This window comes from Geomonas edaphica (genome assembly GCF_004917075.1).
GTDB lineage: Bacteria > Desulfobacterota > Desulfuromonadia > Geobacterales > Geobacteraceae > Geomonas > Geomonas edaphica.
Map to the genome: position 1 here is coordinate 1,364,293 of NZ_SSYB01000001.1, position 22,214 is coordinate 1,386,506.

Annotated in this window: 13 protein-coding genes; 8 read left to right on the plus strand and 5 right to left on the minus strand. The window is 64.6% G+C overall.

Annotated features, from left to right (window positions below):
• The 3 genes from E8K79_RS05900 to E8K79_RS05910 form a co-directional block, all read right to left on the minus strand.
• Entirely contained in the window at nt 1-1,896 is a 1,896-nt protein-coding gene (locus E8K79_RS05900) for a methyl-accepting chemotaxis protein (protein ID WP_136513882.1), read from the minus strand.
• A gap of 309 nt (nt 1,897-2,205) precedes the next feature.
• The gene (locus E8K79_RS05905; RefSeq protein ID WP_136513883.1) at nt 2,206-3,846 is read right to left on the minus strand and encodes an ATP-binding protein; all 1,641 of its coding nucleotides are present in this window, start codon (nt 3,844-3,846) and stop codon (nt 2,206-2,208) included.
• A gap of 53 nt (nt 3,847-3,899) precedes the next feature.
• Nucleotides 3,900-4,154: a DUF1294 domain-containing protein gene (locus tag E8K79_RS05910; RefSeq protein ID WP_246043733.1), complete on the minus strand. Its 255-nt coding sequence runs from the start codon at nt 4,152-4,154 to the stop codon at nt 3,900-3,902.
• A 555-nt stretch (nt 4,155-4,709) separates the two neighbouring features.
• Between E8K79_RS05910 and E8K79_RS05915 the strand changes: the two genes are divergently transcribed.
• A complete protein-coding gene (locus tag E8K79_RS05915) occupies nt 4,710-5,105 on the plus strand; it encodes a PilZ domain-containing protein (RefSeq protein WP_136513885.1) in 396 nt (131 codons plus the stop codon).
• Nucleotides 5,106-5,142: 37 nt separating this feature from the next.
• On the opposite strand, the gene pnpS is transcribed toward E8K79_RS05915, so the two are convergent.
• Nucleotides 5,143-6,894, minus strand: coding sequence for a two-component system histidine kinase PnpS (gene pnpS / locus E8K79_RS05920; RefSeq protein WP_136513886.1), 1,752 nt, complete (start codon nt 6,892-6,894; stop codon nt 5,143-5,145).
• Nucleotides 6,891-7,571 (minus strand): response regulator, encoded by a 681-nt coding sequence (locus E8K79_RS05925; protein ID WP_136513887.1) that lies wholly within the window; start codon nt 7,569-7,571, stop codon nt 6,891-6,893. Before E8K79_RS05925 ends, pnpS begins: the two co-directional genes overlap by 4 nt.
• Before the next feature lie 212 nt (nt 7,572-7,783).
• On the opposite strand from E8K79_RS05925, the gene E8K79_RS05930 reads away from it, so the two are divergent.
• The 7 genes from E8K79_RS05930 (at nt 7,784) to E8K79_RS05960 (ending at nt 22,012) form a co-directional block, all read left to right on the plus strand.
• Nucleotides 7,784-10,393, plus strand: coding sequence for a glycoside hydrolase family 15 protein (locus E8K79_RS05930; RefSeq protein WP_136513888.1), 2,610 nt, complete (start codon nt 7,784-7,786; stop codon nt 10,391-10,393).
• A complete protein-coding gene (locus tag E8K79_RS05935) occupies nt 10,390-11,484 on the plus strand; it encodes an enolase C-terminal domain-like protein (protein WP_136513889.1) in 1,095 nt (364 codons plus the stop codon). Before E8K79_RS05930 ends, E8K79_RS05935 begins: the two co-directional genes overlap by 4 nt.
• Nucleotides 11,485-11,498: 14 nt before the next feature.
• Complete coding sequence (locus E8K79_RS05940) at nt 11,499-14,405, plus strand: FAD-binding and (Fe-S)-binding domain-containing protein (protein WP_136513890.1); 2,907 nt, start codon at nt 11,499-11,501, stop codon at nt 14,403-14,405.
• A gap of 172 nt (nt 14,406-14,577) precedes the next feature.
• Nucleotides 14,578-15,201 (plus strand): histidine phosphatase family protein, encoded by a 624-nt coding sequence (locus E8K79_RS05945; RefSeq protein WP_136513891.1) that lies wholly within the window; start codon nt 14,578-14,580, stop codon nt 15,199-15,201.
• Between the two features lie 15 nt (nt 15,202-15,216).
• Nucleotides 15,217-20,412 (plus strand): PAS domain S-box protein, encoded by a 5,196-nt coding sequence (locus E8K79_RS05950; RefSeq protein ID WP_136513892.1) that lies wholly within the window; start codon nt 15,217-15,219, stop codon nt 20,410-20,412.
• Entirely contained in the window at nt 20,409-21,539 is a 1,131-nt protein-coding gene (locus tag E8K79_RS05955; protein WP_246043734.1) for a response regulator, read from the plus strand. Before E8K79_RS05950 ends, E8K79_RS05955 begins: the two co-directional genes overlap by 4 nt.
• Before the next feature lie 218 nt (nt 21,540-21,757).
• On the plus strand, nt 21,758-22,012 hold the full coding sequence (locus tag E8K79_RS05960; RefSeq protein ID WP_136513893.1) for a MoaD/ThiS family protein: 255 nt from the start codon (nt 21,758-21,760) through the stop codon (nt 22,010-22,012).
• The last annotated feature ends 202 nt before the right edge of the window (nt 22,013-22,214 follow it).

Genomic DNA, 22,214 nt, shown 5'->3' on the forward strand with positions numbered 1-22,214 from the left:
TTACAGCTTGAACCTTCCCACTATGCGCTCAAGGCCATGGGCGACCTCGGTCAGCTCGCCTGCGGTCCCGGCGCTCTCGTGCGCCCCGTGGGCAGTCTGCTGCACCACGGTGGTCACGAGGTGGATGCTAGAGGAAATCTCGCCGGTGGTCGCGGTCTGCTCTTCGGCAGCCGTGGCGATCTGGTTCACCTGGGCGGTGACTTCATCCACCTGCCCCAGGATGTGGTGCAGCGCCTCTTCGAGCCGTGCGGCCTCATCGACCCCGCGCTCGGTCTGCTGCACACCCTGCTCCATCGACGAGATCGCCTCGCGGGTCTCCGCCTGCATGGTCCGGATCATCTCGCCGATCTCCTTGGTGGCGCGCGTGGTCCGCTCGGCGAGCGCCCGCACCTCGTCGGCGACGACGGCGAAGCCGCGTCCCTGCTCTCCCGCCCGGGCCGCCTCGATGGCAGCGTTCAAGGCGAGGAGGTTCGTCTGGTCCGCGATGTCCTCGATGGTGGCGACGATGGCGCCGATCTGTTCGCTTCTCTGCCCGAGGGACGAAATCGCCCCGGCGTTGTTCCGGGTCAGTTCGCCGCGCTCCCTGATCCCGGCAAGCGTCGCGGTGAGCACCGTGAATCCCTCCTGGGCGGTCACGGTGGCCACCTTGGAGCTTTGCGCGGCAAGGTGGCAGTTGCGTGCTATGTCGCTCGCGGTTGCAGCCATCTCCTCGGCCGCCGTGGCGACCCCGACGGTCTGAGCCGCGGCCGCCTCGGCGGCGCCGGAGATGGAACCGGCAGTGGCGTTCAGACGCTCAACACCCCCCGAAAGCCGGTGGGCCGAAGCGGCGATCTCGAGGATGATGGCGCGCATGCTGCCGATGAACCGGTTCAGCCTGCCCGCCAGCTCGCCGATCTCGTCGCTGCGGCTTCCCACCTCGATGGTGCGGGTCAGGTCCCCTTCCCCGTCGGCAAGCTCAGCCACGCGCTCGCACAAAAGGCCCAGCGGGGCGAGCAGTCTTTTCAGCACGAGGACCACCACGAGAAGGCCGGCCACCAGAAAGGCAGCACCGATCATGGCAAGGACAATAAACTGGCGGCGCACCGGGGCCGCGACCTCGTCTCGGTCCGCGGTGACGCAGAGGTACCACCCGGTCGAGGGGACGCGGGCGTACGACATCATCCTCTGCGTTCCCTGGTAGCGGTAGGTCAACTGCCCGGTCTCACCGCCGGAGAAGCGCCCCTCGATCCCGGCGAAGTCGGGGGAGAGCTCCTGCAGTTTTTTCTTCATCGCGAACCCTGCATCAGGGTGGGCGAGGATCTTCCCCTTGCCGTCGCTCAAAAAGGCGTACCCGGAGGAGCCGAACTTGAGACCTAGCACCGTCTTGGTGACGAAGTCGAGGTTCACGTCGGAGCCGTAGACGCCGACCGGGGTACCCTGATCGAGGATGGGGCTCACGAAGGTGATGATCGCCTTCCCGGTGGAGGCCGCGATGTACGGGTCGGTCACCCCGGTTTTTTGCTCAGTTTTCCCCTGGGCGTACCAGGGGCGCTTGCGCGGGTCGTAGTCCGCGGGGGGCTTCCAGTCGTCCGAGTAGATCACGCTGCCGTCCTCGAAGCCCGGGTGCGTCTTCGAGAAGCCGCCGGCGGCGTTGTGGGTCTTGATTGCGTTGGCCGCGTACGCGGGATTTCCGTGATGAAGCGCCAGGTCCTTCGCACCGGCGTCCACCACGGCGAGTTTGTCCTGGATCCAGATATTGAGGTTAGCCGCGTTGTCCTTGGCGAGGACGACCATCTTGTCCTCGAGCATGCGCGACATGATGTTGCCGGAACTGACGAAAGCGGCCGCCACGAGGGCGGTTGTTGCAATGGCAAAGACGATGACTACCGTAAGGTAAACCTTCATTCTCAAGTTCATTGTGCTTCCTCTGTTTTGGGTGGGATGTGAATCAGGAGTTAACCCAAAAAGTTTTATCGGTAGTCACAGCGGCAACTTGAGACGTTATGAGTTTACCTTCTGTTATTGAGGTTGCAACAGTGAGAGAAAAACTTGAAGGCGATTCGGCCTATGACAGAGTAAAGGCGGCGGGATTCAGTACTTTTGGCGGCTGTGACAGCATGACAGCTCGCGCGGAGCGTAATGAAAAGGGACCGGTTTTCGAATTTCCTGACGGCGGCGGGCCGGAAAGTAAGCGCGCCGCATGCAGTAGATCTCTTCCGAAGGGGGTCAGGCGGAGGCGGGAAAGGATGAGCCGTTTAGGGTCTCCCGGATGGTCCCGAGCAGTTCGGCCGGTTTGACCGGTTTCGGGAGATAGGTCCCGCTGCCGGCAAGCCCGCTCTGCGACATGACGTCGGCGGGGTAGCCGCTCATGAAGATGACCGGCAGCCCCGGTGCGAGCTGCCTTACCTTCTCGCCTAGCAGCCTGCCGTTTAACCGCGGCATGATCACGTCGGTAAGCAGAAGCCTTACCGTGCCCGACTCCTTCTCGAACACGCGCAGCGCCTCCTCACCCTCCCTCGCCACAAGCACGCGGTAGCCGTGCTGCTCGAGGAGCATCTGCGTCATCCCCCGGACGGTCCGGTCGTCCTCTACGAGGAGGATGGTCTCGCTCCCCGTGCTCCTGACAAAAGCGGCGGACGCCGTCCCCTGCTCCGTTTGCACACCGCAAAGGGGGAGGTAGATGCTGAAGCTGGTGCCGGCGCCCGGCTCGCTTTTGACCCGGATCAGTCCGTTGTGCTTCCTGATGATGCCGTAGCTCGAAGAGAGGCCGAGGCCAGTCCCCTTCCCCACTTCCTTGGTGGTGAAGAAGGGTTCGAAGACCCGCGCCTGCACCTCCTTGTCCATCCCGGTCCCGTTGTCGGCGACCACGATCACAGCGTAACTCCCGGGCGGCAGGTCATCGTCCCCAAGCTCCATCGTCGCCGTCGTGATGCTCAGCACCCCGCCGCCGGGCATGGCGTCTCGGGCGTTCACCGCGAGGTTGATGAGAACCTGCTCCACCTGCCTGCGGTCGGCACAGATGCAAATCGGCGCCTCGCAAAGACGCACCACCAGCTCGATCTCCTCGGTGATCAGCCGGGAGAGGCTCTTGTGCAGGTCGCCGACCACGAGGTTCAAGTCCACGGCGTCGAGATGCACCTCCTGCTTACGGCTGAAGGCGAGGAGGCTCCTGGTCATCTCGGCGGCGCGCTCGGCCGAAATCATGATCTCCCCGGCCATGGAGGCGGCTTCGCTACCCGCGCCGTTTAACTGGATCAGCGAAGCGTACCCGGCAATGACGGTGAGGATGTTGTTGAAGTCGTGGGCGATGCCGCCTGCCAGGGTGCCGATCGCCTCCATCTTCTGGGATTGCCTCAACTGCTCCTCGAGGAGCTTATTTTCCGTGACGTCCTTGATCAGGCAGGCGGCCCGGTCGACGCGCCCGGCGTCGTCGCGGATCGGTGACATGGTGACCAGGAGGTTGCGCACCCCCTTGTCCGGGTAGTGGTAGGTGTCCTCGTAGCTCACCTCTCCTCCGGCCAGGCATACCTCGAGCTGCGCCCTGATCCGCTCGAAGGTGGCGCTGCCGATCACCTCGGGGAGGGTCCTTCCCACCACCTCTGAGAAAACGCTGCCGCGCGCTTCCAGATAGGCCCGGTTGGCCATCAGGTAGCGGTAGTCGCGGTCGAAGACGTAGATCATGTCGCCGGTGCACTCGAACGCCTTCCGGTACTCGATGAGACGGTTCTGCGCACGCTTTAGCTCCTCGACCTTCTGCTGCAGCGTGCGGTTCACGCTGACCAGCTCCTGGTACATGGAACGGTGCTCCCCACCCGCCGGGTAGGAGAACATCCCGTATTCGGTGTTATCCAGGTGTGAAAACGGCATGCTCCCTCCACGTGGGCAACTTCATTACGGCACGGAAAACTCTGGCACCTTACCTACGGAAGGCGCCACGTCCCCCACAAGACGCCTAAAAGCGCGAGGCAGGCGCAATTAACCAGCACGGTGACACGGTACAGGCGCAAAAAGGGCGCCTTCTGCGACTTGTGGTGCAAGAGCCGCTGCGCCAGCGCGGCGCCGGGCCACCCCCCGAAGAGCGAAGCGAGGTGCAGGGTGCGCTCGCTGATCCTGCGCCGGTTGCCGCGCGCCGCATGCTTGTCGACGGCGTAGACGAGAAAGGTCGTTAGGCTCACGGCGCTGTAGCAATAAAATATGGGTAAGGGAATGAGGTCCAGCCGTACGAGTACGAAGGTTAAAAGCAGAAAGGCGAAAGGGAAAAGGACGGAGCGCGGACGACGCCCTCCTCTTGGGTCGGCGTTTCCCATCACCGGTCACTCCGGACTACAGTTGCTTCTAGGTTAAGCGGCATGTGAACATCATCCGGTTTCGAGTTCTCCGCGGACGATGCCACGGAGGGTGAGGCGGGTAAAGAGCGGGGCGGGGCAGGCTGTTGTACGTTTCCGGCCAGGCCAAGGTACTTATACAAGATGGCCGAACCAGATTCAAGAATTATTGTAGGAATAATTCCTACATGGTTTCCCTGATCGAAAAAGAGTGCCTTTCAATTTAATAACTACAAAAGCAGGAAAATCCGTGGCATAATCCCTGTTGCTTGCTCCAAGGTCTCACCCCGGAAGAAGGTTTGACAGTCCGACGAAGACAGCGTTCCCGATTTATCTAAAGAGCATCCTGATCTTTCCGAAGATTCACAGTAGCACCGTCATCCTGTTGCCTGAGGTTTGCTGCCAATGACAGAGTTGCGACAGTTCTACAGGGCTCCATCGTCCAGGAAGGTGGAGTTGCTCCACCGCGGTGAGCGCCACGAAGGCTGCCTGGAAAACATCTCCTTCAACGGTGCCCTGATCCACCTTGGCGGCACCCTCCCCTCCCTTGCCGTCGGGACCGGCTGCCTCTTGCGTATCCACATGGACCCGACCCCGGTGCCCCGCTCCCCGCTGCAGATCTGGACCGAGGTGGTGCACGGGCAAAACGGGCTCTTCGGCCTCAAGTTCGTGGACCACGACGCCGAGGGGAGCGAGTGCATCGCGCTTCTCATGGAGTTGATCCGCGAGGAACCGGGCCAGAATGCGGACCAGTTGGACCGCATCCGCGGCTACCTCTGCGACTTCTGCGGCACCCCCTGACCGACCCGTTTCAGCTCACACCGCCCTAACCCAGCTCTCACACCGCCGGCAGGGTGAAACTGAAGACCGATCCCCTACCCTGCTCGCTCTCCACACTCAACGTACCGCCGTGCGCCTGCACGATGTGCTTCACGATGGAAAGGCCAAGGCCTGTGCCGCCGTTGTCGCGGCTTCTCGCCGCATCCACCCGGTAGAAGCGCTCGAAGAGCCGGGGGAGATCCTGCTCCGGGATGCCGATGCCGCTGTCGCGCACGAGGATGCGGACGAGCTTCCCCTCGACTGCCGCGTCCACGCTCACCGTCCCACCCCGTTCGCTGTACTTGATGGCGTTGTCCAAAAGGTTGATGAGCACCTGTTCTAGCCTCGCCCGGTCCGCGAGGACGACCAGCGACGCGGTCCCATCCAGGCAGGTGAGGGTGATCCCCTTCTCCTCGCCCCGTTGTGCTACGAGTAACAGCGCCCGCTCGACCGCTTCCTTCACCGGCACCCGCTGCGGGTTGAGCGCCACCTCGCCGCTTTCTAGCTCCGAGAGGGCGAGGAGGTCGCGCACGAGGCTCGAGAGGCGCTCGGCGTGGTTCAGGATGATCTGCAGGAAACGCTCGCCGCGCTCGGGGTCCTGCGCCAGGGCGCCGGAGAGGAGCGTCTCGGCGTACCCCTTGATCACGGTGACCGGCGTTCTCAACTCGTGGGAGACGTTCGCCACGAAGTCGCGCCGGATGCGCTCCACCCTTTTCAGCGCGCTTATGTCGTGAAAGACCGCCACGGCACCCATGAGCGCTCCATCCTGCAGGAGCGGCACCCAGTGCACCAGCGTCTCCGTCCCGCCGGCCAAGGAGATCTCCTGGGTCTCTTCACGCCTTTGGGCGAGCACCTCGCGGCAGGCCGCATGCAGGTCTGGGTGGCGGCTGATTTCCAGAAGGGGGCGTCCGAGCACCTGCAGCCCGGTGCCGAACATGGAGCAAAAGGAGGGGTTCACGAGGGTCACCACCGCGTCGCGGTCGGTCACCATCACCCCCTCGCCCATCCCCTCGAGGATGGCGTCCAGGCGCCCCTTTTCCGAGGAGAGCTCCTCGAGCTGCCGCTCGATCTTCTCTGACATCTCGTTCATGACGCGGGCGAGCTCGCCCAGCTCGTCGTTACTCTGCACCGCGACGCGGGTGCCGAACTCGCCCCGCCCGATGCGGTTGGCCGCGGTAGCAAGCCGGCTCAGCCGTCTCGAGTTGATGTTGGAAAGAAAGTAGGAGAAGAGAAGCGAGGCGAGGACGGCGCAGGCGAAGGTTGCACCGAGGCTTCTTCTGAGGCGCTCCTTGGCGAGCTCCAGCTCGGAAAGCGGCAGCGCGAGGCGGATGACCCCTTCCTTTCCGAAGGAGGCGGCCACGTAGATCATGTCGGTGCGCAGGGTGGCGGAGTAACGGACCGAGCTGCCGATGCCGTCCTTCAGCGCCTGCATCACCTCGGGACGGTGCCCGTGGTTTTCCATGCTCCCCCACCCCGCAGGGGCGACCTCGGAATCCGCGGCGACACGGCCGTCGGCCGCGATCACGGTGACGCGGGAGCGGATCGCCCGGGAGAGCGAAGCGGTCAAGGGGGGCGCGTCGCGGTCGAGGTCCTTTATTTCCTTCAAAGCCATGAGCGACGCCGCACGCGCCTGGTCCTTAAGATGCTCGCGGGTCGCCTGGGTCATCGAACTCTCGAGGCTTTCGGAGAGGTAGACGTAGAGCCCGGCCCCGAGGAAAAGAACGAGCGCCAGGTAGGATGCCATCAGCTTCCAGCGAAAGCCCCCTCTCATCCCTCCTCCAGCTTGTAGCCAAAGCCGCGCACCGTCTTGATCATCTCCCCGGCGCTACCTAGCTTCGTGCGCAGGCGGGTCATGTGCGTATCGACGGTGCGGGTGTCGCCGACGTAGCTGTATCCCCAGACGTTTTGCAGCAAAAGCTCGCGGCTTTGCACGCGGCCGATACGCTCGGCAAGATTCATGAGGAGCTTGAACTCCGTTGAGGTGAGGGTCACCTCCTCGCCGGCGACCTCGACCCGGTGCCCTTCGGTGTCGATGAAAAGCCCCCCCACCGAGATGTTGGCGCTCTTTGCCCCCTGCTCCGTGCTGCGCCTAAGCACCGCACGCACCCGGAGCATCAGCTCGCGCGTGGAGAAAGGTTTCACCACGTAATCGTCCGCCCCCATCTCGAAGCCGACCACCCGGTCGATCTCCTCCCCCTTGGCGGTCAGCATGATGATCGGGATCCCGGAGGTCTGCTCCGCCCCCTTCAGGATGCGGCAAACCTCGGTCCCCATCATCCCCGGGAGCATCAGATCCAGAAGGATCAGGTCAGGCCTTAGGCGCCTCGCCTCGGCGAGCCCGAGGCTGCCGTCCTCCGCGAGCACGCAGCTGTACCCCTCCTTCTCCAGGTGGAAGGCCACCAGTTCGGCCAGGTCACGTTCGTCCTCAATTACCAGTACCGTCGGCATGTTCCTCGATCCTTTCTTTACGTATCAGGGCGATTGCACCGCATATTCAACGACTGCACCGTTAAAGTCAACGACTAATGAAACCGCCGTCCGACGTGCCGCTGCGGCGCGGCGCGGGAGGACAATTAAATTAGTGACGTTTAACTTTTGTCGGCTATACTGCTCCAGGTGTCGGTCAGGCGACACCCATACATCAACGCGTCGAGGCGGCGATGGCCAAGAAAATCAGCGACTATGGCATCATCGGAAACATGCAGTCGGCGGCACTTGTCGGTCAGGACGGCGCCATCGACTGGCTCTGCCTGCCGCGCCTGGACTCCCCGAGCGTCTTCGCGGCGCTGCTCGACGAGGAGCAGGGCGGCACCTTTTCGATCACCCCGGACGGGGAATGGGATTCCCTTCTTTCCTACGAGGAGGACAGTAACGTCCTGGTCGGGAGATTCCGCACCCACGGCGGCAGCTACACCCTCACCGACTTTCTCACCATCCCCGAGCCAGACGCAGCCGGGGGAGAGCGCGACTTCGTGCTCCTGCGCCTCATCAAAGTGGAGCAGGGGACGGTCGACGTCCGTGTCCGCTTCGCTCCGCGCTTCGACTACGGCAGGAGCGTTCCAGAGTTTGCCCACTTCCCCGGGCGCGGCGTGGTTGCCGCGGCGGGGGGTGCGTGCCTCGCCCTCTCCTCGACGCGCACCCTGACCGTGCATGCCGGGGAAGTCGCGGGGATCTGGAAGCTTCGCGCCGGGGAGCGGGCGGTACTTCGCCTGCATTACGGCGCGCGCGAGCCGGATCCCCTTCCCGAGGGGCGCGCCGAACAGCTCCTGGTGCAAACACTCGCCTTCTGGCGCGACTGGCTGCACGAAAGCGGCACCGGTTTCTACAACGAGTTAGGGCCGCACCGCGTGCCGGTGATCCGCTCGCTGCTGACCCTCAAGCTCCTCTGTTTCGAGCCGCAGGGGACCATGGCGGCCGCGGCCACCACCTCGCTTCCCGAGGAGATCGGCGGGGTACGCAACTGGGATTACCGCTACTCTTGGGTGCGCGACACCTGCATGGCGCTTACCGCGATGTTCGAGGTGGGACACGTCGAGGAGGTGCAGGGGTACCTCGACTGGCTGGAGCAGGTGATCAGAAAGGGAAGGCGCGACGAGCTGCAGGTGATGTACCGCATGGACGGCTCCTCGGACCTTGCAGAGGCGTCGCTGCCGCATCTGCGAGGCTATCGGGACTCGCGGCCGGTGCGGGTGGGGAACCTCGCCGCCCGACAGAAGCAGTTCAGCATCTACGGCCACGTGCTGATCGCAGCCCATCTCGTCGCGAGCAGAAACCGCGGCATCGATCCGGAACTTTGGCACGGGCTGACCCTCATGTGCGACTTCGCCAGGGACCACTGGCGCGAGCCGGACTCGAGCATCTGGGAGATGCGCGGCGGGACGCGCCACTTCGTCCACTCGAAGGCGATGTGCTGGGTCACCCTGGACCGTGGCCTGCGCATCGCGCGGCACCTGGGGCTTCAGGCCGGCTCCGGCTGGGAGGAGCCCTTGAAAGAGATCAGGGGCGAGGTGTTGGTCCGCGGCTGGAGCCCCCGCATGCAGTCCTTCGTGCTCAACTACGACAGCGAACTCCTCGATGCAAGCGCCCTCCTCATGTCGATCAACGACTTCATCGCATACGACGACCCCATGATGCTCGCGACCGTCGACGCCCTGCGCCGCGACCTCGCCCTGGACGGTTTCCTCTACCGCTACCAGGGGGACGACGGCCTCCCGGGCCGGGACGCCACCTTCCTCGCCTGCACCCTCTGGCTCGTCACGAACCTCGCCAAGCAGGGGGAGACCGAGGAAGCGGACCTGCTCCTTTCCCTGGTGGACCAGGTGGGGGGACACCGCCACCTCCTCGCCGAGGAGTACGACCCTATGTGGCAGGAGCAGCTCGGCAACTTCCCGCAGGCCTTCAGCCACGAGGCGTACGTCGTCGCGGCGACCGCGGTGGCAAACGCGCGGGCCGACGAGCGGAGAAAGCCGCTTAACGAGCAGGTGCTCGCCCCTGACTCCTCCAGCGGACCCGCGCCGGAGGTAGAGGAGATGGCGGCCCTTGCCGCCGAGGCGGCCGCCACGTTGGCCTCCCCCCATCCCGACTACCGGCCCCTCATCGAAAGCGGCATGCAGGAGCGCCTCACCGCGCTACTCTCCAGCCTGGCGGTTTTCCCCCTCGAGCGCCTGCAGGGAAGGGAGGAGCAGATCTCCTTCTGGTGCAACCTGCACACCCTGCTCGTCCTTTACGGCATCCTCTCCCTCGGGGTGCGCAGCTCGGTGCAGGAGGTGCCGCGCTTTTACCGCAGGGTCGGGTGCCGCATCGGCAAGGAGGAGTACAGCGCGGAGGTGGTGCTGCACGGCATCCTGCGCGGCAACCGTCCGGCACCTGGCCGGCTCATCCCACCGCTCCCACCGGGCGACCCGCGCCTTGCCCACGCGATCCGTCCCGGCGACCCGCGCGTTCTTTGCGCCGCCTTCACCGGCACGGTCTCCTCCCCCGCCATCACCGTTTTGTCGCCGCGCGCCCTAGATAGCGACCTGGACGCCGCAGTCCGGCGCTACCTGGAGCGCGAGGCGCACTTCGATCTCGCGGGGAGAAGGATCGTCCTGCCGCGTCTTTTCCGCTGGTACGACGACCTGGGAAGAACCGAGCACGACGTGGCCGTGCTCGCGGCGGGCTTCGCCGCGGAAGAGATCGCGCAGGAGATCAGGGAGCACCCGGAATCCTTCCGCCTTGAGTACGCGCAGTACGATTGGCGGCTGTCCCGCAATGAGGGGGAAATGAGATGAATAACGTGGTGGAAAGGGTCGAGGTGAAGGCGTACCGCATCCCGACCGAGGAGCCTGAGTCCGACGGCACCTGCCTGTGGGACGAGACAGTGATGGTCGCGGTGCACCTTTACAGCAAAGGGGTGCGGGGGTTCGGCTACAGCTACGCGCACGTCTCGGCGGCGACGCTCATCCGCGACCGGTTAGGGGAAATCGTGCGCGGGCGGGACCCCTTTGACATCCCTAGCTGCTGGCTCGCTTTGAATGGTGCCCTGCGTAACCTCGGCGACGCCGGCATCGGCATGATGGCCGTCGCCGCGGTGGACGCGGCCCTCTGGGACCTGAAGGCGCGCCTTCTCGAGCTCCCGCTCGTCTCGCTCATCGGGGCCGCGCGCGAAAGCGTCCCGGTCTACGGCAGCGGCGGCTTCACCTCCTTGACGGTCGAGAAACTGCAGCGCCAGCTCGCCGGGTGGGTGGAGCGAGGCATAGGCCGGGTGAAGATGAAGGTGGGACGCGACGCCGGGGCCGACCCGGAGCGCGTCGCCGCGGCGCGCCGGGCGATCGGCCCGCACGCCGGGCTCATGGTGGACGCAAACGGCGGCTATGCGCGCAAGGAAGCGCTGCGCCTTGCCCGCATCTTCGCCGAACAAGGGGTCACCTGGTTCGAGGAGCCGGTGCCGCACCGGGACCGGGAAGGGCTCCGCCTCGTCAGGGATCTCGCCCCCGAGGGGATGGAGGTCTCCTGCGGCGAGTACGGCTTCAACGCGCGCTACTTCCTCGACCTTTTGCGCGACGGCTGCGTCGACGTCATGCAGGCCGACGCCGCCCGCTGCGGGGTCACCGGCTTCCTGGAGGCCGCCGCCCTCTGCCGGGCATGGCAGATCCCCCTCTCCTCGCACTGCGCCCCCGCCCTGCACCTGCACCTTTGCTGCGCGGCGGCGCCGGTGCGCCACCTTGAGTATTTTCACGACCACGTACGGATCGAACGGATGCTCCTCGACGGGGTCATAGAACCCCGCGACGGCGCCCTCTTCCCCGATTTGTGGCGCCAGGGGCACGGCCTTTCCCTTCGGGAGGACGAGGCAAAGCGCTTCGAGATCCGACCGCTGTAACGCCGGGAGGAACCATGAGCAAAAGGGAAGCAAACGAGAGCGAGCTGCAAAGCATGAACGCGAAGGCCCTGGAGGCGGCGCTCAGGGAGGCGGTCGACGGCGAGGTCCGTTTCGACAATACGAGCCGCGCCCTCTACGCGACCGACGCCTCAAACTACCGCCAGATACCGATCGGCGTGGTGCTCCCGAAAACGACCGACGCCGTGGTGCGGACCCTGGAGGTCTGCCGCCGGCACGGCGCGCCCGTCGTCTCGCGCGGCGGCGGCACCGCCCTATGCGGGCAGACCTGCAACGCCGCCGTGGTCATCGACCACTCGAAGTACCTGCGCGGCATCCTGGAGATCGACCCGGAGAAACGGACGGCGCGCGTGCAGCCGGGTGTCGTCCTCGACCAGTTGCGGGAAGAGACCGAGAAGTTCCACCTGACCTACGGCCCCGACCCCGCCACCCACACCCACAACACCTTCGGCGGCATGATCGGCAACAACTCCTGCGGCATCCACTCGGTGATGGCCGGTCGTACCGCGGACAACGTCATCGAGATGGAGGTGATCACCTACGACGGGGTGCGCATGAAGGTGGGAGCGACTCCCGAGGAGGAACTCACCCGCATCATCGCGGCAGGCGGGAGGCGCGGCGAGATCTACGCCGGACTGCGCAGCCTGCGCGACGACTACGCGGAACTCATCCGGCGCCGCTACCCGAAGATCCCGCGCCGGGTCTCCGGGTTCAACCTTGACGACCTCCTCCCCGAGAACGGCTGCAACGTGGCGCGCGCCCTGGTCGGGACCGAGGGGACCTGCATCACCGTCCTCGAGGCGACGGTGCGCCTCGTGCACTCCCCGCCGGCACGCACCCTTTTGGTGCTCGGCTACCCGGACGTCTTTTCCGCCGCCGACCACGTCACCCAGCTGATGGCGTTCGAGCCGGTCGGGCTCGAGGGGCTCGACGAGCTCCTCATCCATTTCATGAAGAAAAAGAAGCTGCACCCGGAGGACGTACAGCTCCTCCCCGAGGGGAAGGGATGGCTTCTGGTCGAGTTCGGCGGGGACACGAAGAAGGACGCCGACGCCAAGGCGCGCCGGGCGATGGATAAGCTCGGCCGTCAGGCGAATCCCCCCTCCATGAAGCTCTTCACCGACGCGAAGGAAGAGAAGATGGTCTGGGAGGTGCGGGAGTCAGGCCTTGGTGCCACGGCGAACGTCCCGGGGGTCCCTCTTGGCTGGCCGGGATGGGAGGACGCCGCCATCCCCCCCGAGAAGCTCGGCCCCTACCTGCGCGAGTTTCGCGCCCTCCTCGACCGGCACGGGCTCATCGCCTCGCTCTACGGCCACTTCGGCCAGGGGTGCATACACTGCCGCATCTCCTTCGACCTCTTCACCCACGAGGGAGTGGCGAACTTCATGGCCTTTCTCGACGAGGCGACCGACATGGTCGCCCGTTACGGCGGCTCCTTCTCCGCGGAGCACGGCGACGGGCAGTCGAAGGCTATGTACCTGGAGAAGATGTACGGCCCGGAGCTCGTCGAGGCGTTTCGCCGCTTTAAGGAGTTGTGGGACCCGGAGTGGAAGATGAACCCCGGGAAGGTGGTCGAGCCGTACCGACCCGACCAGAATCTAAGGCTTGGCACCGATTACAACCCGTGGCAGCCCGAGACCCGCTTTCGCTACCCGCACGACGACGGCAGCCTGCCGCGCGCCGTCTTGCGCTGCGTCGGCGTCGGCAAGTGCCGCCGCGACCGCGACGCCTTCATGTGCCCTAGCTTTCTCGCAACCTTCGAGGAAAAACACACCACCCGTGGACGCGCCCGCGTCCTTTTCGAGATGTTCCGGGGCGACTTCCTCTCCGACCGGTGGCAAAGCGCGGAGGTGCTCGACGCGCTCAAGTACTGCCTCTCCTGCAAGGGGTGCAAGACCGACTGCCCGGTGAACGTCGACATGGCGACCTACAAGGCGGAGTTTTTGTACCACCACTACCGGCACCGGCTGCGCCCCCTTGCCGCCTACTCCATGGGGCTCATAGGCATCTGGGGCGCCATCGGGGGGAGGTTTCCCGCCCTCGCCAATTTCGCTGGGCAGACCCCGGGTCTGTGCGCGATCACCAAGGGGGTCGCCGGGATCGCGCAGGAAAGGAGCATGCCGCGCTTCGCCGAGGAGAGCTTCACCTCCTGGTATAAAAAGACGGCGCACCCCGCTTCCGAGGGACGCCCGGTCCTTCTCTACCCCGACCTTTTCAACGACTGTTTCTTCCCCGAGACCCTGAAGGCGGCCCTCGAGCTCCTGAGGCGTTACGGCCTGCGGGTGATCGTCCCTGAAAAGCGCCCCCCCGCGGTACGCCCCCCCATCGACTACGGCATGCTGGACTACGCGAGGAAAAAGATCCTGCAGGCGGTCGACGAGCTGCATCCCTACGTGCGCGACGGGATACCGGTCCTCATCCTCGAGCCGAGCACCGCGGCGGTCTTTCGCGACGAGCTTCCCGAGCTCTTCCCGGAGCACGAGGACGGCAAGCGGGTGAGCGCCCTCACCTTTACCGTCGCCGAGTTCATGAAGAAGGAGGGGCTCGTCCCGCCGAAACTCCAGGGGAGGATCCTGTACCACGCCCACTGTCACCAGAAGGCGCTTTTGAACCCCGAGGCGGCCCGGGAGCTGATCGGGAAGATGGGGCTTCTCCTCACCGAGCCCCAGAAAGGGTGCTGCGGCATGGCCGGCTCCTTCGGCTTCGAGAAGGAGAAGTACCAGATCTCCATGCGCATCGGCGAGCTTGGCCTCCTCCCCGCGGTGCGCGACGCGCTCCCCACCGACTACATCGTGGCGGACGGCTTTTCCTGCCGCACCCAGATCCTGCAGGCGACCAGCCGCAAGCCCATGCACCTGGTCGAGCTCATGCTCCTTGCCCTGAAACTGCGCACCCCCATGTAGGCACGCGTCCTACATATCATTAGGACCAGCGTCGCTAGCTCGACGCCCTGGCACTGTGTTAAAGTTCGGCCCTAAGCTTTCAAAGTGTCGGCGCGATGGTACAATCACTGTCAGAAACAGGAGATCACGGTTGTCACACAGAAGGCTCGCTCTCATTCCTTTCGGAGCTACCTTGAGATTCATCCGCACAGCCATTACTTTGCTCTCTCTTGCCATCGCCCTTCCGGTTTATGCCGAGGAGCATCATAAATTCACCGAACTGCCGGGGACACGCGCCCTCATCAGCCAGCTGCGTGCCGGCGGCTTCGTGCTTTTCATGCGCCACGGATCGACCGACAGCAGCAAACCAGACCAGTTCCCCCTTACCGACCTAAACGACTGCTCGAAGCAGCGCCCCCTGATCGAGGAGGGGCGCCAGGTTGCCCGCTTCCTTGGGGAGACACTGCGCCGTGGGAGGATTCCCGTGGACGAGGTCTACGCGGGACCGCTTTGCCGGACGAAAGAGACCGCACTTGCCGCCTTCGGGAATTTCAAGGTAAATCAGAAACTGATGACCACGACGAACCTCACCACCGAAGAAAAGGGTCCGTACCTGGATGAGCTAAAACGCCTGCTCTCGTCCCCGGTAGCAAAGGGGAACCGCGTCCTGGTCACGCACGCGCCCAACCTGGCCGACCTGATCGGTTACTTCCCGGGCCCCGAAGGGGTCATCGTAGTCTTCCAGCCCATGGACAACGGCCGTTTCAACTACCTCGCCACCATCCCCCCCGCCGCCTGGGCGAAACTGATCAAGTAGAGGGGAGTAGTTTCCGTGCGTGTCTACCGACCCACCTTTTTCGCCATGTTCTTCCTGCCGGTGACCCTGGTCCTGGTCGCCATTTCCCTATTTTCCATCTGGACCCTCGCGACGGTGAAGCAACGGCACGACCTGCGGGTGGCCGAACTCGCCGGAGACCTGAGCGGCATTGTCCGGGCCGCGGACTTCGATGCCCAGATGTACGGCATCCACCACCAGCTCGACACCCTTCTCGAGAAGGCGCAGCTCCATAAACTGGACGAGGCCCAGCTGTACCGAAGCCACGTAGAGGTGGTGGACCGGCTCTCGGCGATGCGCAGCAAACTCGACCTGATCCAGAAAAGCGTACGGGGACAAAAGCTGCAGGTGACTGAGCTCGCGCAACTGGAAGCGGACTTCGTCCGCTACCGCAACGACATCATCATGGCCACCGACGCCATCGCGGTCGACCCGGGGCAGGCGAAAAGATACCTGAAGCTCGCCACCGGTGAATACCTTGCCATCACCGAACACTCACAAAAGATCGTCGGACTACTCGCCGACCACGCCGTGCAAAACGGCAAGCGCTTCAACGATCGGCTGGAGGATTTCTCAGGGAAGGCGCTCGCCGCCAGCATCATCTTCATGGCTGCTGCCGCCTTCTCCTGGTTTTTCGCCACCCGGCGCCTCACGCGCCACATGACCCTCATCTCCACCGGCCTCGATGACCTCGCCGGCGGCAAGGAGTTGCAACACTGGGACGCGGTGGCGGATCTGGCGCATTCCCCGACCCAGGGCCCCATCCAGAGGATGGCGAACGCGGTGCTCGCCTTCGTGGAGGCGGTGGACCAGCGCAAACGGAGCCTTGAGGAGCACCGCCACGGCGAGGCACAGTTGCGAGCACTAACCGAGACCCTGGAACAGCGCATAAGGGAAGAACAGTGCCTGTACCGCGTCTCCGCGCTGACCGAAGACGTCACCCCCCCCTTCGAGGAGCAGATGCGGCAGGTGGCGGCCCTCGTGCCCTCGGGGCTGCGCTTTCCCGACTGCGCCGAAGCCCGTCTCATCCACGGCGCCGCCTCTTTCACGACGGCCGGGTTTGCACCGACCCCATGGACGCTTTGCGCGAGGCTCGACACCGACGACGGCGACAGCTTCGAGCTCACCGTCGCCTACCGCGAGGAACACCAGGCGGCGGACGAGGGGCCCTTCCTCGTCGAGGAGCGCCGGCTGCTGGAAAACATCCTGCACCGCTTAGCCGAGGCCGCCAACCGGCGCCGCGCCGCTGAACTGGTCCGCGAGCGCGACAAACTCATCGCCACCATGTTCGAGCAGAGCACCGAGAGCATCCTGCTCATCGACGTAGAGACGCTCGGCTTCGTCGACTTCAACAACGCCGCGCACGCGGGGCTTGGCTACACCCGCGAGGAGTTCGCCCTACTCACCGTTCCCGATATCGAGGGGAACTTCACCGTCGACGAGCTCCACGCGCTGAAGGAGGAGCTTTCCGAGCGCGACGTCACCGTCTTCCAGACGCGGCACCGCCGCAAAGACGGCGTGCTGCGCGACGTCTCCATGACGCTCAGACTGATCACCTTCAAGGGGCAGTCCCTCATCTCGTCGGTGTGGCGGGACATCACCGAGCAGCTCGTGCGCGAGAAGGAGTTGGAAAACTACCGGCGCCACCTGGAGGTGATGATCGACATCAGCACCGCCGAGCTCCAGGGGGCGAACAGCGAACAGCGCGCCATCTTCGAAGCCGCCGACGTCGGGATCCTCTTGGTGCGCGACCGGATCATCGGCCGCCACAACGCGAAAGTGGAGGAGATCTTCGGCTACCAGGGAAAAGAGTTGCATGGACAGTCCACGAGGATGCTCTACCCGGACGAGGAAGCCTTCCTCGCCATGGGGACCAGGATCTACGAGAGGCTGGCCGGAGGGCACACCGAACGGGACGAGATCCCGCTCAGGCGCAAGGACGGCACCCTATTCTGGGCGCGGCTCTCCACGCAGCCCCTGGACAAGCAGGACCTGGGCAAGGGGATCGTCATCCTCGTCGAGGACATAACGCGGGAACGGGAGGCGACCGAGGAACTCAGGCGGGCAAAGGAGCAGGCCGAGCGGGAGGCACACGCAAAAGAGGAGCTCTTGCAGGCGATGCGGCTGCAGGCCGCGCAGCTCGAGGAGCAGGCGGCCGAGATGGAGATGCAGGCCATCACCCTCGCGGAGCGAACGGCACAGCTGGAGGAACTGAACCTGGAGCAGCGGGCGATCTTCGACGCGGCGACGACCGGCATCGTCCTCGTGCAGGACCGCACCATCATGAGCTGCAACCGCAAGCTCGAAGAGATCTTCGGATATCAGCCCGAGGAGCTTCTGAACCTGACCACCCGCTGCTGGTACCCCGACGACGACTCCTTTCTCCGTTTCGGCAGCGAGATCGCCGACTGCCTCGCACACAGCGGCATCTTCCACCGCGAGGAGGTCCCCTTCCTGCGCAAGGACGGCAACACCTTCTGGGCGCGGGTCTCGGTACAGTGCCTCAGGGAGAATGACCCCTCCGGCGGCCAAGTCTCCATCATCGAGGACGTCACCGAGCGCCGCCTGGCACGTCAGGAGGTCATCGAGGGGCGCGAGATGCTCCGCCTCATCCTCAACTCCACCGCCGAAGCGATCTACGGCACCGACCCGGACGGGATCTGCACCTTCTGCAACCGCGCCTGTGTGGAACTTCTGGGGTATCACGGCGAGGAGGAGCTGATCGGTCGCAACATGCACGACATGATCCACCACCGAGACGCCGACGGCTCGCTTATCGACCTGCACGAGTGCCGCATCTTCCAGGGGTACCAAAACGGGGAAGGGACCCACGCCGACGACGAGGTGCTCTGGCGCAAGGACGGCAGCTCCTTCCCCGCGGAGTACTGGTCCTACCCGCAGTACCGCGACGGAAGGGTCGTGGGGGCGGTGGTCACCTTCCTCGACATCACCGAGCGGAAGAAAACGCAGCAGGAATTGGTCGTCGCGAAAGAGGCAGCCGAGGCGGCGAGCCAGACGAAGTCGGACTTCCTCGCCAACATGAGCCACGAGATCAGGACGCCGATGAACGCCATCATCGGCATGTCGCACCTCGTGATGAAGACGAGCCTCACCCCCCAGCAGCTCGATTACCTCTCCAAGATCCAGGCTTCCGGTGAGCACCTGCTCGGCATCATCAACGACATCCTCGACTTCTCCAAGATCGAGGCGGGCAAACTCACCATCGAGGAGGCGGAATTCGACCTGGAGCGTGTGATGGGAACCCTGGCGACCTTCCTCGGAGACAAGGTCCAGGCAAAGGGGCTGGAGCTCATCTTCGACGTTGCCCCGGAAGTCCCCCGCCACCTGGTCGGCGACTCGCTGCGCCTGGGACAGGTCCTGCTCAACTACGGCTCCAACGCGGTCAAGTTCACCGAGGCCGGCGAGATCAACGTGCGGGTAGGCGTAGTGGAGCGCTCCCGGAACACGGTCCTTTTGCAGTTCTCGGTCACCGACACCGGCATCGGCCTCGACAAACAGCAGCAAGGGAGGCTTTTCCAGAGTTTCCAGCAGGGGGACATGTCGACCACCCGCAAGTACGGCGGCACCGGTCTGGGTCTCGCCATTTCCAGGCACCTGGCGCGGCTCATGGGAGGAGAGGTGGGTGTAGAGAGCGAGAAAGGGGTGGGGAGCACCTTCTGGTGCACCGTCCGACTCGGGGTGAGCCGGAGAAACGAGAAGCCGCGGGTGACACCCATCGCGCTGTACGGTTGCCGGGTCCTCGTCGTCGACGACAACGAGCACGCCCGTGGCGTGCTGCACGCGATGCTGCAAAGGACCGGCCTGCGCTCGACCCCCGCCCCGTCGGGGACGGAAGCCTTGAGCCTCTTGAAGCGCGGCGACGAAGAGGGAGACCCCTTCAGCATCGTCTTCCTCGACTGGCAGATGCAAGGGATGAGCGGCGCCGAAACGGCACGCCTCATCAGTGAGCTCGACCTGTCCAGCCGTCCGCACCTCATCATCCTGACCCCGTTCGGGCGCGAAGGTGACCTGGGCCTCATGCCGGCCGGGTCCGACGCGATTATCCTCGCCAAACCGGCATCCCCTTCACTGCTCCTCGACGCGGCGATGACGGTGATGGCACAAACGGGGGGCGCGGAGAAGACCTTCCCCGCGACGGATGCGGCTCCCCTTAAAGAGCAGCGCATCACCGGCCGGGTGCTGCTCGTCGAGGACAACGAGATCAACCGGCAGGTGGCGCTGGAACTTCTCATGGACACGGGGCTGTCGGTGGATCTCGCGAACAACGGACAGGAGGCGCTCAGGAAGGTGGCTCAGAACAGCTACGACCTGGTCCTCATGGACATGCAGATGCCGGTGATGGACGGGCTGGAAGCAACCGCCCGGATACGCTCGAACCCCGCCAAAGACCGGCTTCCCATCGTGGCGATGACGGCCAACGCGCTCCCGAGCGACCGCGCCGCCTGCCTTACCGCCGGGATGAACGATTACATCACGAAACCCTTTGATCCAGCCCTCTTCCGGACCACCGTGCTCAAGTGGGTCGGGCTTTCCGAAGGGGAGCGCAGCAGCAAGGCCTCCCGCGCGCAAGGTGCCACCCTGCTCCCCGACGCCGTCAGCGGCCTCGATCTCGAACTCGGACTAAAGCGCATCGGCGGCGAAGAGCGTGCCTACCTGTCGCTGCTCGAGAAGTTCCGCACGAGCCAGCGCCACACCGACCGGCAGTTGCGCGAAGCACTGGGCAGGGGGGACCGGGAAACCGCCGCGCGCATCGTGCACACGATGAAGAGCGTGGCGGGGAACATAGGCGCCGAGGCGCTCCAGACAAGCGCGGTGGAACTGGAGCAGGCGCTGCAGACGCGCGGGATGGACCTCGAGCCGGAGCTTGGACGGTTCTCGCAGCTGCTCGCGGGCCTGCTGCACGAGTTGCGGAAAAAACTCCCCTCCACCCCGGTTCAGGACCTCCCGCCGGCGGCGCCAGGGGTCCTGGAGGAGGTCTGCCGGGAGTTCGCGAGGCTTCTCGCGGACGACGACGCCGCCGCAACGGAACACTTCACCACGCACGCGCTGCTGTTGCGCAGTGCCTTCCCGCAGCAGTTCGCCCGCATCGAGGGGGCGATAAGGACCTACGACTTCGAGGCGGCGCTTGCCGCCCTGGCCGAGGCGCAGGGCGAACAGGAGGGTGACGCATGAAAGAGGAAGCCATGGCGGAAACGACGCTCATGCGCCCGACGGTCCTCGTCGTGGACGACACCCCGGACAACATCTCGATCATGTGCGACCTTTTGAAGGGGCTCTACCACGTCAAGGTGGCGCCAAGCGGAGAGAAGGCGCTGCGCATAGCCCGTTCCGGCGCGCCGCTCGACCTGATCCTGCTAGACATCATGATGCCCGACATGGACGGCTACCAGGTCTGCCGCGAACTGAAGGCCTCCTCCGAGACCCGGGACATCCCCGTCATCTTCCTCACCGCCCGCAGGAATATCGACGACGAGCGGCGCGGCCTCGAGCTCGGCGCGGTGGACTACATCACCAAGCCGATCAGCCCCCCCACGGTCCTGGCCCGAGTGCAGACCCACCTGAACCTGAAAGCCGCCAGTGATTTTTTAAAGGACAAGAACCTCTTCCTCGAGCGGGAGGTGGAACGGCGCGCCAATGATCTGCGTGCGGTACAGGAAGTGACCATCATGGCGCTTGCCAGCCTGGCCGAAACGCGCGACAACGACACCGGAAACCACCTGCGCCGCACCCAGTGCTACGTGAAGGCACTGGCGGAGAAGCTGCGGAACCATCCGCGCTTTTCCCGTGAGCTCACCGACGCGAACATCGCGCTCCTTTTCAAGTCGGCGCCGCTGCACGACATCGGCAAGGTCGGCATCCCCGACCGGATCCTGCTCAAACCCGGCCCCCTGGAACCGGAGGAGTTCGAGGTCATGAAGAGGCACACCTTGATCGGCTGGGGGGCGCTCGAATCGGCCAAGCACTCCCTTGGGACCCAGGCGGAGTTTCTGCGCCTGGCCGAAGAGGTAACCCTCTATCACCATGAGCGGTGGGACGGTAACGGCTATCCCGGGCGTCTGGCCGGTGACGCCATCCCGGTCTCGGCCCGGCTCATGGCGGTCGCCGATTTCTACGACGCCCTGATCAGTTGGCGCGTCTACCGCCCGGGCCTTCCCCACGAGAAGGTGGTCGGCATGATAAGCGAGGCAAAAGGAACCCATTTCGACCCGGACGTCGTCGACGCCTTCCTGGAACTGCAGGAGCATTTCAGGGAGATCTCACTGCGTTTCGCGGACAACGGCGAGAAGACGCCGTCATAGCCGTCAACGCACGTCTCATAGTCTCGTTCCACTCCCTCTTTCCGCTTTACCAACGTACCGTTTCTCTGAAAGAAGCTCCTTGTTTGTATGACAAAAAGGTGTACAATTCGAACAAACGTTCGATCCACACGGACTGATGCCTCACGCCATTCCAGTTGCCAGCATCAAACGGTGAAGCACCCGCCCGCAATGTCACAGCAAACAGAAAGGAGTCAGCCATGTCCACGAGAGCAAACACGACGGTACGTATGTTCGGAGCGCTGCACACGGTGCGCAAAAACAGGGGACTGCCGTCGCAGGCGGAAGTTGCCGTCCCGGAAGAAGGGGTGAGCGCCGCCGCCATCGCGCACGACCTCGATCTCCCGATGGAGAAAGTAGAAGCGGTCTTCGTGAACCACCGTGTCTACACCCTCGACCACAAAGTCAACCCCGGTGACAGTGTGGCCTTCATCCCCACCGGCATCCCGTTCTGAGCCCCTCCCCCCTCCCTCTCCCCCTGCATCTCCGCAGGCAGGAGAGGGAGGGGGGGGACGCCGCCGTCAACCCGAGCCCATCGCCCCTCGCCTTTTCCCGTTTCCTCTTCTCCACAAATTGCTGCATGCCCCTAGCCCCCCCTTTTCGGAAGTTCTTCAAGAAAATCCATGGAACGCGAAGTGCAGCTGCTTGCAAGCACTG